The 17927-nt window shown below is 45.4% G+C and carries 16 protein-coding genes, 1 tRNA gene and 2 riboswitches; of the genes, 7 read left to right on the top strand and 10 right to left on the bottom strand.

All coding sequences use genetic code 11. From position 1 onward, the window contains the following. Window positions 1-17 precede the first annotated feature (17 nt). The 7 genes from MHI51_RS02635 to MHI51_RS02605 all read right to left on the bottom strand — a co-directional run bounded on the left by MHI51_RS02635 (window position 18) and on the right by MHI51_RS02605 (window position 7738). Window positions 18-809 carry an energy-coupling factor transporter transmembrane protein EcfT gene (locus MHI51_RS02635; protein ID WP_076304342.1) on the bottom strand — a complete coding sequence of 264 codons (792 nt, stop codon included), beginning with the start codon at window positions 807-809 and terminating at the stop codon, window positions 18-20. Continuing rightward, window positions 802-1704 carry an energy-coupling factor transporter ATPase gene (locus MHI51_RS02630; protein WP_076124517.1) on the bottom strand — a complete coding sequence of 301 codons (903 nt, stop codon included), beginning with the start codon at window positions 1702-1704 and terminating at the stop codon, window positions 802-804. The genes MHI51_RS02635 and MHI51_RS02630 overlap by 8 nt, the downstream gene beginning before the upstream one ends. Beyond that, window positions 1695-2549 carry an ATP-binding cassette domain-containing protein gene (locus MHI51_RS02625; RefSeq protein ID WP_076141845.1) on the bottom strand — a complete coding sequence of 285 codons (855 nt, stop codon included), beginning with the start codon at window positions 2547-2549 and terminating at the stop codon, window positions 1695-1697. Before MHI51_RS02625 ends, MHI51_RS02630 begins: the two co-directional genes overlap by 10 nt. A gap of 29 nt (window positions 2550-2578) precedes the next feature. Next, window positions 2579-3136: a Gx transporter family protein gene (locus tag MHI51_RS02620; RefSeq protein ID WP_076124520.1), complete on the bottom strand. Its 558-nt coding sequence runs from the start codon at window positions 3134-3136 to the stop codon at window positions 2579-2581. Further along, window positions 3120-3509 (bottom strand): NusG domain II-containing protein, encoded by a 390-nt coding sequence (locus MHI51_RS02615; RefSeq protein ID WP_036681022.1) that lies wholly within the window; start codon window positions 3507-3509, stop codon window positions 3120-3122. Before MHI51_RS02615 ends, MHI51_RS02620 begins: the two co-directional genes overlap by 17 nt. An 819-nt stretch (window positions 3510-4328) precedes the next feature. Further along, a complete protein-coding gene (locus MHI51_RS02610; RefSeq protein WP_305954094.1) occupies window positions 4329-5264 on the bottom strand; it encodes an alpha/beta hydrolase in 936 nt (311 codons plus the stop codon). Between the two features lie 146 nt (window positions 5265-5410). Next, window positions 5411-7738, bottom strand: a complete 2328-nt coding sequence (locus MHI51_RS02605; protein ID WP_405173558.1) for a choice-of-anchor A family protein — start codon at window positions 7736-7738, stop codon at window positions 5411-5413. A 108-nt stretch (window positions 7739-7846) separates the two neighbouring features. Continuing rightward, window positions 7847-7937: riboswitch (cyclic di-GMP riboswitch) on the bottom strand. A gap of 495 nt (window positions 7938-8432) precedes the next feature. Here MHI51_RS02605 and MHI51_RS02600 point away from each other — a divergent pair. Beyond that, window positions 8433-8825 carry a hypothetical protein gene (locus MHI51_RS02600; protein ID WP_051491249.1) on the top strand — a complete coding sequence of 131 codons (393 nt, stop codon included), beginning with the start codon at window positions 8433-8435 and terminating at the stop codon, window positions 8823-8825. Between the two features lie 199 nt (window positions 8826-9024). Here the strand turns inward: MHI51_RS02600 and MHI51_RS02595 are convergent, their stop codons facing one another. Further along, on the bottom strand, window positions 9025-9438 hold the full coding sequence (locus tag MHI51_RS02595; RefSeq protein ID WP_076219991.1) for an ASCH domain-containing protein: 414 nt from the start codon (window positions 9436-9438) through the stop codon (window positions 9025-9027). A 351-nt stretch (window positions 9439-9789) separates the two neighbouring features. On the opposite strand from MHI51_RS02595, the gene MHI51_RS02590 reads away from it, so the two are divergent. From MHI51_RS02590 to MHI51_RS02580, 3 genes are all read left to right on the top strand, one after another. Continuing rightward, window positions 9790-10134, top strand: a complete 345-nt coding sequence (locus MHI51_RS02590; RefSeq protein WP_076142087.1) for a DUF3221 domain-containing protein — start codon at window positions 9790-9792, stop codon at window positions 10132-10134. 502 nt (window positions 10135-10636) lie between these two features. Beyond that, window positions 10637-10966, top strand: a complete 330-nt coding sequence (locus MHI51_RS02585) for a hypothetical protein (protein ID WP_076219990.1) — start codon at window positions 10637-10639, stop codon at window positions 10964-10966. A 225-nt stretch (window positions 10967-11191) separates the two neighbouring features. After that, complete coding sequence (locus MHI51_RS02580) at window positions 11192-11407, top strand: hypothetical protein (protein ID WP_076219989.1); 216 nt, start codon at window positions 11192-11194, stop codon at window positions 11405-11407. A 141-nt stretch (window positions 11408-11548) separates the two neighbouring features. On the opposite strand, the gene MHI51_RS02575 is transcribed toward MHI51_RS02580, so the two are convergent. Continuing rightward, a tRNA-Thr gene (locus MHI51_RS02575) sits at window positions 11549-11620 on the bottom strand. A 93-nt stretch (window positions 11621-11713) separates the two neighbouring features. Further along, window positions 11714-12022: an MTH1187 family thiamine-binding protein gene (locus MHI51_RS02570; RefSeq protein WP_036682575.1), complete on the bottom strand. Its 309-nt coding sequence runs from the start codon at window positions 12020-12022 to the stop codon at window positions 11714-11716. Between the two features lie 378 nt (window positions 12023-12400). Further along, window positions 12401-12636: riboswitch (cobalamin riboswitch) on the top strand. Window positions 12637-12877: 241 nt separating this feature from the next. On the opposite strand from MHI51_RS02570, the gene MHI51_RS02565 reads away from it, so the two are divergent. From MHI51_RS02565 to MHI51_RS02555, 3 genes are read left to right on the top strand one after another with little or no spacing between them, the layout of a single operon-like run. Beyond that, the gene (locus MHI51_RS02565) at window positions 12878-14863 is read left to right on the top strand and encodes an anaerobic ribonucleoside triphosphate reductase (protein WP_405173557.1); all 1986 of its coding nucleotides are present in this window, start codon (window positions 12878-12880) and stop codon (window positions 14861-14863) included. Then, window positions 14860-15375 carry an anaerobic ribonucleoside-triphosphate reductase activating protein gene (gene nrdG / locus MHI51_RS02560; RefSeq protein ID WP_076124537.1) on the top strand — a complete coding sequence of 172 codons (516 nt, stop codon included), beginning with the start codon at window positions 14860-14862 and terminating at the stop codon, window positions 15373-15375. Before MHI51_RS02565 ends, nrdG begins: the two co-directional genes overlap by 4 nt. 55 nt (window positions 15376-15430) lie before the next feature. Further along, entirely contained in the window at window positions 15431-17764 is a 2334-nt protein-coding gene (locus tag MHI51_RS02555) for a ribonucleoside-diphosphate reductase subunit alpha (RefSeq protein ID WP_076142084.1), read from the top strand. The last annotated feature ends 163 nt before the right edge of the window (window positions 17765-17927 follow it).

Here is a 17927-nt window from a genome sequence, read left to right as displayed (position 1 = left end):
CTAATAGGGAATGAGTATTATAACAAAGCTACTGCAATTCCCATGACCACAAACATCCCAATAAAAACAGTATCGAATTTGCCCCACCTTAGGCGGTGATACCGACTGCGGGGAGCATCCATGCGAAAACCGCGGGCCTCCATGGAATACACCAGATCCTGAGCACGCCTAAAAGCACTGGCGATAATCGGGACCAGCAGGGAGACTAACATCCGTCCCTTTTCCTTCAAAGGCAGCTCTTTTAGATCGGCTCCCCTTGAGGCCTGCGCTTTCATTATGATCTGCGATTCATCTAGAATCGTAGGAATGAAACGAAGTGAAATGCTGATCATCAGCGTGATACGGTCAGGGGATAAGCCAAGCTTTTTGAAGGGTGTCAAGATCCCCTCCAGCCCTTGATTCAGCTTCCCCGGCGTTGTTGTGAAGGTCAGAAGCGCTGTAAAGGTGATAAGAAAGAACATGCGGATGACCGAAAATGCCCCTAATCTTAGCCCTCCCTCATAGATAGACCAGGAACCAAGAGTCAGCACTACCTCCCCTGTCTTTACAGACACCACCTGCACAATAAAGATAAACAACATTAAATAACGTAAAGGCTTAGCTGCTTTCAGGAAGTATTTAAGCGGAATCTTCGTTGAAGCCATAACGGCTATCGAAAAAATAGCCAGCACAGCCATGGCCATCCACGAACGTGAGAGCAGGATAACAGCTACGTATAATAGCATGCCAGTGATTTTGGCACGAGCATCCAGCTTGTGCACCCACGAACCGGTCTCAATACTCCGACCTAAGATCAGTTTCTCATTCATGGTCATCCCTCTTTCCATCGGGCTTACCAGTGCTTATTGATTCCGCTGGCAGCGAAGCTATAAGCTCTGCCAGACTCTCAGCCGTCAAGCGGGGTGCTTCATCCACAAGACCTAAATGATCAGCAACTGCACGCCAGTAACGAAGGGACTGCGGAACCGTCAAACCACACTGTTCCAGAATCGAAGGATCATCTGCAAGCGCCTTTACACTGCCCTGAAACGCCGTGCTGCCCTCTTTAAGTACAACCCAGCTGTCCGCATAGGGCAATAACTCATCCATCCGATGCGTGACGATAATGATCGTTCTGCCCTGCTCACGACATAATCTCTCCAGCAAGCTGATTAGCTCTGCACGGCTAATGGGATCAAGCGTTGCCGTGGGCTCATCCAGAACGATGACCTCAGGGTCCATAGCTAGCACGGAAGCGATAGCCGCCTTACGCATTTGTCCACCGCTCAATTGGAAAGGATTCCGCTCTAGCAGTGCGAGATCCAGCCCCATATCTGACATGGCCTGACGTGCACGTGACTTTGCCTCTTCGAGACTCATGCCGAAATTAAGGGGACCGAAAATGAGATCCTTCTCGACCGTATCTTCGAACATCTGCTGCTCCGGAAATTGAAATACCAATCCGACTCGGCGGCGCAGTGGCATTAGCTTAGGTGACTTCTCACCAGCCTGAATAGTTACATCAAGCACTTTTACCGTACCCTCGGTTGGTTTCAGTATCCCGTTAAACAATTGTAGAAGCGTCGATTTACCTGAGCCCGTCGCCCCCGCAATACCAACCATCGAGCCAATGGGTACACTGAGGTTAATGTCCCGGAGCGCCGTCAGCTTCCAGAGGCTTCGGTCAGCGTAGGTGTAACTTACTTGCTGTAATTCTATGGCCATAACGTGTCTATAAGCTCCTTTTCACTGGTCGGAACATCCACATGAATACCCTGGTTCTGCAGCTCGCGTGCAAGGCGCCAAGGATAAGGTTCACGCAGATGGCATTTTTCCAGAAGCTCCTCGTTCCGGAACAACTCCGCCGGTGTAACATCTGCAGCCAAACCACCTCCATGCAGTGCAAGCACCCGATCCGATGCCAAAATCTCATCTGCATCATGCGTAATCATGAGGATCGTGTACTTCCCTTCTGCCCGCATATCCTGCAGAATACCGAGAAGGTCATTTCTGCTTCCTTCATCCAACATAGAAGAGGCCTCGTCAAAAATGACGATGCCTGGTTCCATAGCAAGAATGGAAGCGATAGCAACACGCTGCTTTTGACCTCCCGACAGCTCACCCGGATGCTTGGACAACAGATGATTTATTCCTAGTCTCGTCGTATAGGAGTGCAAACGTTCAGCCATCTCTTCGTACGGCAAACAAAGCCCTTCCAGGCCGAATAGGATATCTTCCTCTACAGTGGCTCCAATAAACTGATTATCCGGATTTTGGAACACCATTCCGATACATTGCCGAATGCTTCCGATCGTTTCCTCACTAAGCAGCATGCCACTAACCACAATCTCACCAGCCCCCTTAGGCAGCAGAGCATTGAGCAGCTTGACCAACGTAGACTTCCCGCAGCCATTAGGACCAACCAAGCTAACCCATTGTCCTTGAGAGATAGATAACGTTATATTTTGAAGAATCGGATGCTCGGGATCATAGCCAAACGATACCCCATCCAGAGAGATGACTGCTTGTCCCTCTCCCTCTAAGTCTTGACCTTCGTATGATTCATTCATGTTAGTCATCCTTCCGCTGATGTGACTAATCAGTCCAAAAATTCTTCAAACAGCGATATTTTTGACAATGACGCCACCAAATAACGGACTGCATAGCCCACGGCAATTCCTGTTACTACCCCAGTGATCAGCAGCATGGGAAGATAATAAAAAATACTAAGTGATGCAAATACCATAGAAGCTGCCAGCAGCTGACCGATATTATGCGCAATCCCACCGGCTATACTAATTCCGATCAAGCTTATACTCTTACCTTTGCCACTAATCAGCATCAGCACAAACATAACAACAAAGCTAAAAAGTGAACCAAATAAACTAAACAGCAAGCTTGAGAAGGTACCTAGCAGAAATGCAGTAAGCAGTGTTTTGAGGATGACAAGCAGCAAAGCATCCCGTCCACGTAAAAAGTAAATACAAGTCAAAATCATAATGTTGGCCAGTCCGAGCTTAGCACCCGGCACCAGTCCCATCCCGGATAACGGAATCTGTGCCTCTATTAAACTTAACACTACTGCCACTGCGGCGAAAATCGCAATAATCACTGTTCTTTTTAAAGCTGTTGCAGATTCACTACTGGACATAGGCATCTATATCATCCTCCCCCGACGCACTGGTGATTTCGACTAATACTCTATGCGGTAGACAGACAATCGTCTGTTTGGGCAGGGTAATAAAACCAAAACCTAGGCAAACTTTATCAGCGCAATCGGCATCGTACATTTCAATCCCGTAATCATGCACCTTCAAAATGTTATAGCCGCGTTCCGTGCGGACCTCAATGGTTTGTTCTTCTTTTGTAAGCTTTACCGTTTTAAATAACTCACCGTCCACCGTTACATTGGCTATGAGATTTTTACCGGCCCCACCTTTGTCATCATTGTCCGAAAACCATCTCGGTACGAGAAAAGCGAGCGCAGCAATCAATACGATGGAAATCAGCCACACATCTGCGCGTTTCATAAAAATCTCCCTTATTTTTTAATTAAAATCCAGACTTATTAATTATAACGGTCTACCCTCAATCCTTCAATCAATGTTGGAGTTTATTGTCAGTTTTAGAGAGCTGTTCACAAAATAGGCACGCAAAATAACCCCAGCAGACACAACCCATTCGTCTCTGGCATTTTCAGTTGAAGTTTGTAGCGTTTGCAAAAAAATCCAACTTACATTTTAGCCCATTTGCACCGAGATCGCCCATCTCCTCTGGTTTACTAGCTTTTCCGGAATAATTCACAATTAACCCAATTTAAGTTACTTTCAAAATCTAAGCGCCCCTTATCGAGGTTTGTTCCTCTCTAGAATCAAATAAACCTTATCTTGGAATTCATTATTATATTTGCCTTTTAAACAATAGTGTGTTATATTTATATGGTATTTGTTTTTCGATATATTGAATATCCCCACCAAGAAGATGTCAGGCCGACTATTATACACATCGGCATTTTGGACAAAGAGGCTTTATGTTTTCTTGCAGTACTCTTCCTTTTTATGAGATTAAATTCGAAATATAGCATTCCGATTCACACTGGCGCGGTCAATGGAGCCGCAAGGGCAAAAGAGAGGTAGGGCTTTTGTCGTATTGGAAGGATTATTCTCGCCACACGGCTGCTGGAAATAACAAGGAATCAAGACACCCGTTACTCACGAACGGCGGGGGATGAATATAACGAGAAAGCATGACGGTACGATCCTTATTCAAGGACTACGTCATGTGTGGAAAAATATAGGCGCCCGATAACCGCTACCTAGCGGATATCGGGCGCTGTCTACGTTCAGGACTTATTTTACATATCGACTTATAAAAGCTGTTACTACATCTGTATACCCCGCCTTATCCGTATCATAAGACAATCCATGCCCCGCTTGCGGCACTATGAGCCTCTCTTTTGGACTCTGGCATGCCTCATACAATTCATTCATCATAGCAAAAGGTACAAAGTTATCCGCATCCCCATGAATAAAAAGAATCGGAGCCTTCGCTTTCCGCACTTGTTTTAATGCAGAGGCTTCACCAAAGCCATACCCCGCCTTCAAGCGGGTGATTAGACTTGCACTTTGAACGAAAGGGAAACTTGGCAAGCGATACATGCGTCGTAGTTGGTAAGATAATTGTGCTTTTACTGAGGTATAAGCGCAGTCCGCAACAATAGCTTTTACCTGCGGCGGAAGATCTTCCCCTGAGGTCATTAGCACTGTAGCACCACCCATAGAGACACCGTGAAGCACAATTTGAGCACTAGGCCCAGTCTTTTTAATCATGTATTCAATCCATTGCAAATAATCTTTTCGTTCCGGCCAACCAAAACCAATGTAATCCCCTGCGCTATCTCCATGCCCTCTTGCATCGGGAATTAGGATGTTAAAGCCTAAGTTCTCGTAGTAGATTTTGGCGTACGCCCCCATATCCTTTGCTTTACCTGAATAACCGTGGGCTAGAATGGCTGTGCGTCCCGCAGCACGATTAGATCGGAGTAAGTAACCTCTTAGTTTAAGTCCATCTGCAGATACGATCTCAATATTCTCGAAGCTCTGGCGAGAGACCCAATCCTTCCCCTCCCCCCAAGAAGCTCCGGCAACCGGAGGATCAGCCTTCAGATTAGGATTATTACTTAGAAATACCTTTGGCGCTCGTTTAATAGCAATACCATAGAAGAAAAATCCCACATAGATTAGAATCCCTATGATGATTACAGCGCTAATAATGAACCATATCAATTCGCCTTCGCCATCCCCTCTTCATTTCCTTTGCAACAAGAGTATACCATCTACTTAGAATGCACCAAACTATCGCAATCATGACATACAAATAGAGCCGCCATCGGAACACTCCCGAAAGCGACTCTATGTTGATCTACCCTTTATTATTTATTCTTTTTGGAGAACTTGGTTCTCATTAATAATCCGATAAGTGCAAAACCTAAACCTGCTACATAGTAAGGTGCAGGACTTGATTCACCCGTTTTTGGCAATTCCTTCACAGGTGGCTTTCCTAATGGGAACGTATCGTCCACTACGATGATTTCATCAGGTGTTGGTGTTGGCGTTGGTGTCACTGCCGGTACCGGACCTAATGGGATCTCATCATCATCAACAAGTACTTCTGTGCTATTCGACGGTGTTGGTACTGGCGCTGGTGTCGGCGAAGCTACAGGCCCAAGCGGCACAGGATCTTCTGCAAGAACTATAGTGCCAATTACGGATGATGGCGTTGGTGTCGGGAACACCGAAGTCTCTGGTGTCGACGTTGGTGTTGCTTCAGGCGTTACCGTCGGTGTTGGTGTTGCCTCAGGCGTTACCGTCGGTGTCGGTGTTGCCTCTGGTGTTACCGTCGGTGTCGGTGTTGCCTCAGGCGTTACCGTCGGCGTTGGTGTTGGTGTTGGCGTCACTGTCGGCGTTGGTGTTGGTGTCGGCGTTGGTGTTGGTGTCACTGTCGGCGTTGGTGTCGGCGTTGGTGTCACTGTCGGCGTTGGTGTCGGCGTTGGTGTCACTGTCGGCGTTGGTGTTGGTGTCGGCGTCACTGTCGGCGTTGGTGCCGGTGTTGGCGTCGGCGTTGGTGTTGGTGTCGGCGTCACTGTGGGCGTCGGTGTTGGTGTCGGCGTTGGCGTTGGTGTCGGCGTCGGCGTCACTGTCGGCGTTGGTGTCGGTGTTGGCGTCACTGTCGGCGTTGGCGTCGGTGTCACTGTCGGCGTCGGTGTTGGCGTCGGTGTTGGTGTCGGCGTTGGTGTCACTGTCGGCGTCGGCGTTGGTGTTGGTGTTGGCGTTGGTGTTGGTGTCACTGTCGGCGTCGGCGTTGGTGTCACTGTCGGCGTTGGCGTTGGTGTCACTGTCGGCGTTGGCGTTGGCGTTGGTGTCACTGTCGGCGTCGGCGTTGGTGTTGGCGTTGGTGTCACTGTCGGCGTTGGCGTTGGCGTCGGTGTCGGCGTTGGTGTTGGCGTTGGTGTCACTGTCGGCGTTGGCGTTGGCTTCGGTGTCGGCGTTGGCGTCGGCGTTGGTGTTGGTGTCGGTGTTGGCGTCACTGTCGGCGTTGGTGTTGGCGTCGGACATGGTGTTGGCGTCGGTGTCGGCGTTGGTGTCGCTGTCGGTGTTGGTGTTGGTGTCACTGTCGGTGTTGGTGTCGGCGTTGGTGTCACTGTCGGCGTCGGCGTTGGTGTCACTGTCGGCGTTGGCGTTGGTGTTGGCGTTGGTGTCACTGTCGGCGTTGGCGTTGGCGTCGGCGTTGGCGTCGGTGTCGGCGTTGGTGTCGGCGTTGGTGTCGGCGTTGGTGTCACTGTTGGCGTTGGTGTCGGTGTTGGCGTCACTGTCGGCGTTGGTGTCGGTGTTGGTCCAGGTTCATCACCATCGTATGGATAGTGGTGAAATTCACCACCACCAGTACCTTTGAGTGAAGCCGCCACTAAAGTACCGTTAATCTGACCATTAATAAAATCAACATGAGCATAGGGGGCAAGTATGCTTCCCATTACACCTATGCCTGCCATATCAAGATACGCAGCTTGGCTAAAGTTAAGCAAAATTTTCTTGCTGTTCAACACGTTATTAGGTAGAAATCCGAAGTTTTTCATTTTTACGTTAGAACCATCAATATTAATAATTGCAGTAGATCCTGAAGGAACATTTATTGTAATTCCGTAGGTATTAGAGACGTTATCTCCTGAAACATTAAAAACATTGACCGCAGGATCTGTACCTGTCAGGATAAGGCTGCCATATTGGTACACTGTTGTTCCATTCGCCGGCAATGCTGCAAGTTCTGCTGATTTGTCCTTCAAAGACTGACCTACTGCTGAAAAGTCAATCGTACTCCCCTGTCTTTTTGTACCACCCTTGAGGAGCGTTACATTCCCTGAAAAATCTCCCCCGTGCACGATATTCCCATAAACAGTACCTCCGTTGAAAGTAAGATTCCCTCCAACAACAAGTGTGTCAGTCAGGGAAACCTCTGCAGCGGTCAACCTATCTCCAACACTATAGTTGGTTAAGTTAACGTTACCTCCAGCAGCAAACCTTCCTTCCGTATCCGAAACTGTTGTTATATCCCCTAGAATAAACACGTTGTAGACCGCTGCAATTCCCAATGTAGAAGAACTACTAGCTCCAGCAACTCCAGCTCCCAATGAGGAAAGCCCACTACCTACCGTCAAAATCCCAGCTAATACAAGCGAGAGTAACGGTTTTATTCTTCTTTTCAAATGGCACACCTCCTAAAACTATGATTTATATTAATCAGAATAATTACCAGAAACTCTAAAGGACCTAACAACAAAAAAGACCGCCAAAAAGAAGTGAAATTCCCTTCTCATGGCAGTCGGACGGTCATTGTGCCTTTAAGACACTTTAGACTCCTGGACTTTGCGTCCCGCCCTTTCAGACGGTTTGCTATTATCATGACTATATATATGTATTACACTGCAAGTCCAGAACTGGTAGCTGAAGCATTCTATCCAATAACAGTCTATGACTTTTAATACTTTTGAATTAATAACAGTTTAGCGCCCGACACCCACAATTGTCAATCAATTCCTTTCGATAATTCCCCGCATTAGTACCACACAAAAAAAGCGCCTGAAGGCGCTTCGCATAAGGTTTTTCATTAAATTTTAAAGTAACTGTATATAGCCCAATATGGATATCCATAAGGGAATACTCAGAATTAAACCAAAAAACAATCCACGCTGGAGGCTGCCCTCTTTTTCCATCATAATTCTCCTTTATTTGCGTTCGATACATTAATTTTTATTATTACAATTTTTAATATAATTTATTCTTCGTTATTTAGTTGTGAATTTAATCACATTGGATAAGCTGTTTAGAAATACCATTGATTATTTTTGGAATATCGGGGTAGAATACGAATATACGTTCCTATTAGAGGTGATGAGATTCATGCATAGAGCAGAAAGCAGGGACAACATGCTGGTGAAATCTTATTTATTGCTTCCGATGATTTTATCAGCTTTCGAACGGGACTCCGCCATTTTATCTACACACTTACGAACACCCGCCCCTTATCTGGAGGTGCTTGGAACAGCTGCTGCAGTAGCTACAACAGATCTAAGGGATGTTCGTGCAGAAATGAGAAGACGGGGAATCAAGGTGTATGAGCAAAACAGACTTAATACTGGAATTGAAGCCAAGTATATATGTCGTGGCTATCATGAACGAATGCTGCTGTTGAATGACATTGTTGCGGCTCAAGCTGCCATCCATATGCGCAGATACCTAGGGCTGGATATTTCATCTTTTAAGAGTTACGAAGAACAGTACCAGATTAAGTAAAGCTGTATAGAAGCCGCTGCGCTCTCTCCCCCCAATCAATTAGTGAACAAAAAAATAGGCCTTACCATGGGAGTTGGCAAGACCTGAGAGAGATATACCACAAAACACTGGGGGGTGTTTGGTGTCTCTAATATATACCTCGAACCTGAAAAATAGCTGATAGGCACATAAAAATTACATTAAAAATATTGTTCGCCGTTCAGAAGTGATTAGAGTGCTCCCACAAGCTTAGCCGACCTTTAGCTGGAATTGGATGGCTTAATGGATGAACCCCTTCAAGCTTCCAGGCAAACCGTCCTTCACTATAGTCGCCAAAATCATATTCATTCCCATTGATCCATTCCCTTAAATCCACCTCTGGAGTAACCACATAACATCCCGCGAGCTGACCTGTAGCAATAATAGCTCCTGTCGGCAAATTATTCGCTGTATAGCCATGTTTCGCCAATACTGATTTGTACGGTTCCTGTTCACAAAACTTTTTGTCAATCCTCATTCCGGCATGGATGCCTAACTCGCCGCGGTAGGCTGTTCTCCATGAACGAGTTTCAAACTCTTTTTCACCAAGAGCAATTAAGGTCGCCCAAGGCTGCCGTATTGTTATACACCGCATGATATTTATCCCCTTTGTTTATGTTGGACGTTTGTCACGGATGCCACGGATCTCGATCTCGCGTTGTGTAATCTTGTTCACCTTGACCTGATAAATAATCCCAACCGTTTGGTCGATACTCATTTCCATCATTGATCGCCTCTAAAATAAGAACATTTATTTTTATTATATACAAACAAAAGTTCTTATGAAAATATCAATACTACAGACATTCACCTGTAACTCCCCAGAATCAATAAAGGTCGTCATAATGGAAAGGCTGCTGTTTATTCTTATATTGGTAATGTACTAAATGCTATGCCTGTGCAACCGATTTTAAACTAATGTCGTAACCACTGGAGGGGAAGGTCCATGATTCAAAAACCACGTACTACTATTAAATGGACTCTTATTTTTGTTTTTTTGTTATTCGTCACCGCCTGTAGTAAGAATAATGAAGTTTTGAAAGGAATTGTACACACAATAGATGTAGAAAATAAAAGAATTTTAGTAATTTCTGAATTAAAAGAAGAAGACTTGAACAAGGAATACAAGGAGATTCTCGAATCTAATGAGTACTCTCAAGCCATTTGGGTAAATAAAGTTGCACCTTCTAAATATAAAAAAGGCGATGAGATTAAAGTATTTTTTGAAGTAAGTGATGATTCATTCCCTGCACAAGTTACCGCCAAAAAGATCACCAAAATCAAGAATTGAGCAAAAAGAATAGAATCTACTATAAAGAAGCGGCGTCTCCAAAAGGGACGGCGCTTCTTTATAGTAGATTTAAAGAGAAATCAGAGTATATAATATGGAATATTATATACTCTCAACATCTCTGTTACGGGAATTTCCGAAGCAGAAATACCCTTCCGAATATTTACTATGAATAATCTATCCCGGACTAAACATTTACATAATCTGAATATAATAATTCCGGGACATTCTGTAAACGAAAAAAAGCTCACCAGCCGAAGCCAGTGGGCATAATCCCAAGCATTTGGGAGTTCACTCTTTGTTGGAATTACTGAAACCTTACGATGTAACAACTATAGGAGCTTATAACTTCAGGCAATGTACTATCTCCACAACAAGTAAGCTTTCAACAAGATGCAACAGACAACTATACTCATAATGGTTTCCCAATTAATTCTCCCTGTTCAAAAAGCATCTCAATCTGGTGAAATACTAATAACATTCAGTAGATTGGAGGTTTACCATGACAGAAATTGATGAGAGAAAATGGGGGCAGCAGGATCCTATCAAAGAACCACAAGATCGTTATGAACAGTTTTTAAAAGTTGTATCACTAACCTTTGTGAGTGTCACATTCACTATTATTTTCACTGAGATAAAAATGGGCAACTTTCCCCTTAAGCTCATTTTCTTTATTATTGGACAATTCCTCATTTATGGATATGTGATGAAGAATCTGTCCAAGACCTCAGAAAAATTCAAAAATTCCTGCAAGAAATTAAAAATAAAGCTACCCATTCTCTACATTTTATATTTCTTGTTTCTCTTCTATATTGGGCAACCATATTTATAAAATTACTCTGTGCAAAAAAGTGACCCCACCAACTTCCGGCAGGGTCTAGATCTATATTATAAGGGGGTTATGTAATTACTATAATCCTCTTAGCTTAAATAAGTATGAAGCCCGTCTAAAGATTTGCTGAATTTTTATTATTTTTATCGAAACCGATCAAACAAGGTAACGTATCAATCTTAATTTCCAAATTACTACATATACAAAATGGAGGTGTGTATAAAGATGAAAATATTCAGTCTATTGCTTGTAGCATTGTCTTCCATTGGAGTAGTTGCCACATTCGGATTTTCAACATTCAGCTTCATCACAGGAATTATAGGAGGGCTTATTGCAGCATTTGCAATTTCAGGTTACTTGCAGTCTGTCAGAAGTGATTACCCCAATGAGAGCTATGTGAATAAGCAAGTTAAGTATCAATCGAACTATAATACTTGGTAACAAAAGCCCCACCTTAAACTGGTGGGGTTTTTCATATTCCCAAACACTTGTAAAATCACTTTGTAATATTAATGGTAGAAGAAACAAAAAAGCGCGACTCTCCAAATTTCAAGAATCCGCGCCACGTATGGTTTTTTGGGATGCTGGTGAAGGGAATTGAACCCCCGGCCTACGCATTACGAGTGCGTTGCTCTACCCCTGAGCTACACCAGCTTAACGCTGTTTTTCTGCCAAACAAAAAATATTATACAACTTTCAGCCAGAAACGCAAGCCTATTTCTCCCTGTTTTCCGCCCTCCTAAACTGCTAATCCACCTGTAGCTTACGCTCCACAGACTCTAACTTTCCACGGCTAGTAGAGGGTTTATCGCGGCGGTCGTCTATTTTAAGTGAGGTAGAGACACGTTCTGCACCTGCGGCAAAAGGAGACTCATGCAAAGCTTCTACCGCGGCAAAAATGCGTTGCAGAGGCCCTTCGATGATCGTACCCATAGACGTAAGTTCATAAGTAATCCCTTCTACTGTCTTCAGCACCCGCTGCATATCCGCAACATAGCTGCTAAGACTGGTACTGCCTGTTCCAATTGGAATAACTGTAACTTCAGCAATAGGCATGAGAATACCTCCTCGAAATTTTATAGTAGCTGTCTCCTTCCATTGTAACAATTCCACCGCTCTGTCACAAACTAAGCAAGATTATCCTCCCTTATCTCTTCTATTTCTTCTGATTACTTCAAAATATGACTTTGGGCTAAGAGTATTTTCTCATGAGCAAATTCTAGGGTCATCTGCACTATATTTATGGACTCTTTGTGGCATCTTTTCGGACAATTTATGAATCATTTCGCATCTCCCTGTGGATCAATTGTGGATTACTTATGGACAGCCTGTGGATCATTTGTGGAGTACTTTTAAAGAACCCGCTCCCCGCGCGGGTTTTCTAAAAAACTGTTTACAAACACAACATCTTGGGTTATTTTTATCTAACGACAACAAAATATAGTGGAGACAGGCGCTTTGATCCTTAACCGGATTTAGAGCTTAATAGGGAAGCGCGGTGAGAATCCGCTGCGGTCCCGCCACTGTAACCGGATGGCCTTCTTAAGCTTCTGGGAAGCTTGAGAATCCACATCTCCCGGCAGATGCCACTGAGGGTTAGGAACACCCTTGGGAAGGCGCCGAGAGATCCCACGGAAGCCAGGAGACCTACCTGTTTCGACGACACCAACTATTGATGCCTGCGAGGAACAGGGATGGTGTCCGCATGCGGTCATCTACGTAGAGACCTCTGCAAATATCCGTGTGGATATTTACATAACGCATCGGGCATTTTCTGCCATCCTCGGGTAGGGGATGCTTTTTTTATGTAATCTGAACAAATATACGACTGCTTATAGCAGTCCAACTTCTTATGGATATATGGATTTGATGATAGATGTTTTTCTTTTATACTGAGAGGAGAGCTGTACAATGACGTTGTTGGAGAGACAATTTAATGGAGTAGAAAATGCACGGGAAGTTCTTTTAGAAGAGCTCATTGATTTAGGCCGGGATATTATCGACAGTCGGGATATGGACCTATTGCGCGAGAATGCCAATTTGAATGGAGAGAGTTTCTCCGGTAAAATGAGCAAGTTCGGCAGTGAATATTCAAAATGGTACGCCCGCAATTTTACGATGCCGCCACAGCTAGTGCAGGCTATTGATGACAATGTCGTCTACGTGCATGATCTGGATCAATACGCGATTGGAACGACGAACTGTATTTTTATCCCGTTTGATAAACTTCTCCGTGAAGGTTTCAATACCGGCAACGGCAGCGTTCGTCCTCCGAACTCAATAATGACAGCTATGTCTCTGGTAGCGATTATTTTCCAATCCCAGCAAAATGCTCAATATGGTGGTGTATCCGCCAATAAACTCGACTATGATCTGGCACCTTATGTAACCAAATCCTTCGCCAAGCTGTTCCGCAAGGGTCTGGATTATTTTGAAGAAGGACAAGCTGATGAATCTTTGGGCGAGATTACGATGAGCCGGACCGATCTGGCGGAGTTATATCCAAGAGCGTTCCGTTTTGCACTAAAGGAAACCGAAATCGAAACTCTGCAAGCGGCTGAAAGTATGGTACATAATCTGAATACCATGTCCAGCCGATCCGGTGGACAAATACCGTTTACCAGCATCAACTACGGTACTTGTACTTCACCAGAAGGTCAGCTTGTGATCAGTTCTCTGCTAACCGCAACTATGAACGGACTTGGCAGCGGAGAAACACCAGTGTTCCCGATTCAAATCTTCAAATGCAAGCAAGGAATCAATCAACAGCAAGGCGATCCTAACTATGAACTGTTCCTAAAAGCAGCTGAATGTTCTGCGCGCAGACTATATCCAAACTTCGCTAATCTGGACGCTCCGCTCAACTTGCAGTATTATGATTCAAGTGATCCTGATACGGAGTTCGCTACAATGGGCTGCCGAACCCGAGTGCTCGGTGACCGTTTTGGGCGTAATCATTGCTCTGGGAAGGGCAACCTTTCCTTTAATACACTAAATCTGGTTCGGCTAGGTCTGGCACACGGCACAGTAACAGGCAGACGTACCGTCGCAGACGAAGCTGGCTTCTATGAAGATCTAAATCATTATATGGATATTGCGCTGGAAGGACTTCTCCATCGCTTCCACATCCAAACCGCACAAAAAGCTAAAGCTTCCGATTTCATGATGCGAGAAGGCGTCTGGGAAGGCGGCGAACATCTTGCACCCGATGACACTGTAGGCGATCTGCTGAAGCATGGCAGTCTGTCTCTTGGCTTCATCGGTATGGCGGAATGTATGAAAGCTATGTACGGCAAACACCATGGCGAGGATATGGAAGTTCATGCCAAGGCGCTGGCTATCGTGCGTCATATGCGGGACTATTGCGATCGGAAAAGTGAGGAACTGGATCTTAACATCACCCTGTTCGCAACTCCAGCAGAAGGTTTGTCCGGTAAATTCACCAAAGTTGACCGCAAGGTACTGGGTTCCATTCCGGGCGTAACCGACCGTGAATATTATACGAACTCTTTTCACATCCCTGTATACTTCGATCTGGGTGCTGCTCAGAAGATCAGCTTGGAAGCTCCTTTCCATGAATACTGCAATGCCGGGGCTATTTCTTATGTCGAATTAAACGGCAATGCCCGCAACAACCCATCGGCTTTTATCAAAATCATTAAATATGCGCTCGAACAACAGGTCAGTTATTTCAGCATTAACCATCCGATTGACCGCTGCTCCAGCTGTGGATACGAAGGCGTAATTGGGACAAACTGTCCTTCCTGCAACGCACATGAGAATGACGTGCACATCCGCCGTTTGCGCAGAGTTACAGGTTATTTAACCGGCGACTATCAGACCCGCTTTAATGCCGCCAAACAAGCTGAAGTTCGGGATCGCGTTAAGCATCTATGAATATTTGCGGTTACTATCCGGAGTCGATTAACGAGGGAGAGGGCATGCGGGCCGTCCTCTTTCTCAGCGGCTGCCGCCATCGTTGCCCGGGATGTTTTAATCCCGAGACATGGAACTTTAAATATGGAGAAGTCTTCACCTTAGAACGACAACATGAAATCATTGCAGAAATCGCCGCTAACCCTTTGCTGGATGGTCTGACACTGGCAGGCGGCGATCCTTTTTTCTCAGCAGAAGAGTTGCTGGGGTTCATTCATGAGCTTCGCACTGTACTGCCAGGGTTCTCAATCTGGATTTACAGTGGTTATACGTACGAAGAACTTACAGCCCTTCCCGGTACGCCGGAGTGGAATCTACTTAAACAGTGTCAGGTGTTAATAGATGGAAGATTTGTAGAAGAACTGAAAGATACTACGCTTCTCTACCGGGGAAGCTCCAACCAACGCATTATCGACATTCCGGCCAGCATGAACGGCTCGGAGGTCTTTCTGTGGCAGCCTGCTGCGCTATAATATATCAATTTTTGATATTGAAAATTAATTTGAAATAAGAAGGGATGAACTAACTATGCCGCAATTCGTAGTAAAACCGGATAATCGCCAACTGGCTTTTGATGAGAACCGTCTCTCCGTCTACGCTGACCGTATTCTGGAAGGTCTCGATCAACTAAATAAAGAAACTTTGCTGCGTGGAGTGAATTCCAAACTGCGTCGTGACTCGGTAAGCGGAGAAGAAATCAGCAATGCCTTCACCATGAGCGCTCTAGAGCTTGTAACAAAAGAAGAGCCTAACTGGAAGTTCGCAGCTGCCCGCGCCCTTCTGACTACCCTTTATAAAAAAGCTGCCGTTCATCGCCGCTACAAAGCTTATCCAGAAGAGCCTTACGGTGAATTGTATCCACTAATTACGGATCTCGTGAAAAAAGGAATCTATCGCGAAGAACTTCTAAGTCATTACACCAAAGAACAAATTATCGAACTAGGCGGGTGTATCGATTATACACGCGACCTTTTGTTTGACTATATCGGTCTGCTTACGCTATCCGACCGTTATTTGGCGCATGATTTTGACGGCCGTGTAATGGAGCTTCCACAAGAACGTTATATGATTATTGCTATGTACCTGATGCACCGTGAGCCAGCTGAGAAACGTCTTGAGCTTGTAAAAGAAGCTTATTGGGCTATGAGCAACATCTATATGACTGCTGCTACACCTACAATGTCCAATGCCGGCAAAAAGGTCGCTGGACAGCTATCCAGCTGCTTTATTGATACTGTAGACGATTCCCTAGAGGGTATCTTTGACTCCAATACAGACGTAGCACGTCTAAGCAAAATGGGCGGCGGCATCGGCGTTTACCTCGGAAAAGTACGGGCACGTGGTTCGGATATCCGTGGCCACAAGAACACAAGCTCCGGTGTAATCCCTTGGATTCGCCAGTTGAACAATACAGCAGTCAGTGTAGACCAGTTGGGCACACGTAAAGGTGCTGTAGCTGTTTATCTTGATGTATTCCATAAAGATATTCTCGCTTTCCTCGATCTTAAGCTGAACAACGGTGACGAGCGTATGCGTGCACATGACGTGTTCCATGGCGTCTCCCTGCCTGACCTGTTCATGGAAGCTGTAGAATCGCGCAGCCATTGGAACCTCTTCTGCCCTCATGAAGTGAAAAAGGTCATGGGCTGGACAGATAAAAACGGCCGTCCACTAGGATTGGAAGATTTCTACGATGAAGAGCTTGGCAAAGGTACTTTCCGTGAAAAATATGCTGAAGCTACAGCGAACCTGGAATTATCCCGGATCACTGTTCCTGCGATCGACATCATGAAACGGATTATGAAATCACAGCTAGAAACAGGTACACCGTACATGTTCTACCGCGATACCGTGAACCGGACCAACCCAAACCGTCATCAAGGTATGGTTTTCTCCTCCAACCTGTGTACAGAAATTATGCAGAATCAGTCTGCAACAGTTATTGAGCAAGAAGAATTAGTAACTAAAGATGGCCAGACCCGGATCGTTATTTCCAAAATCCCTGGCGACTTCGTAGTCTGCAATCTGAATTCGATTCACTTAGCACGGGCGATTCCAGCTGGCGTATTAGAAAGACTTGTTCCGATCCAAGTTCGTATGCTTGATAACGTAATAGACATTAATAACATTGAAGTTCTGCAGGCACAATACACGAACAGCCAGTACCGCGCAGTAGGTCTCGGCACATTCGGCCTGCATCACCTATTGGCACTCAAGGGCATTCGTTGGGAATCCGATGAAGCCGTAGAATATAACAATCATTTATATGAACATATCAACTACCTGTTGGTTCGTTCGAGCATGGAGCTTGCCCGTGAAAAAGGCCGTTATCCGAAATTTGCTGGATCCGATTGGGAGACTGGCGCATACTTCACTTCCCGCGGTTATGTTAGCGGTGAGCAAGAAGGTAAATATGTAACGACTGAGCAATGGCGCGAGCTGCAAGAAGAAGTAGCTAAGGACGGCGTACGTAACGCTTGGATGTTCGCCATTGCGCCGAATGGATCTACATCGATTATTGCCGGCTCCACCGCCAGCATTGATCCGCTGTATGAACTGCTTTCCTATGAAGAAAAAACAACTTATAAGATTGCTAACCCAGCACCGGATCTGTCCGACAAAACGATCTGGTACTATAAGACAGCATTTACGATTGACCAAAACTGGTCGATCCGCATGGCTTCTGCTCGCCAGCGTCACGTCGATCAAGGCCAAAGCTTCAACCTGTATGTCCGTCCTGACATCAAGGCTACCGAGTTCCTGGAACTGCATCTGAATGCCTGGAAGGGCGGCTTGAAATCAACTTATTATGTGCGTAGCCGTGCTTTGACTATAGAAGAGTGTGAATCTTGCGCTAGCTAATTATCTTAGTGCCCTGAATAGAAAAACGATGATGAATTTCGTAACTGCGAGGAATGTTTGGGCTTCCGGCCGCTGTTGTCATCAGAGGTCTAGATCTTTACCGCTATTAGCGGATGACATCCGATGACAGCATATGCTTTCGATGCGAGCTTTCCTACGGAAA

It is taken from the genome of Paenibacillus sp. FSL H8-0260 (genome assembly GCF_045040625.1).
GTDB classification, from domain to species: domain Bacteria; phylum Bacillota; class Bacilli; order Paenibacillales; family Paenibacillaceae; genus Paenibacillus_AQ; species Paenibacillus_AQ odorifer.
Note: the sequence above shows the minus strand (reverse complement) of the source record. Positions and strands in the feature narration are given on the sequence as shown.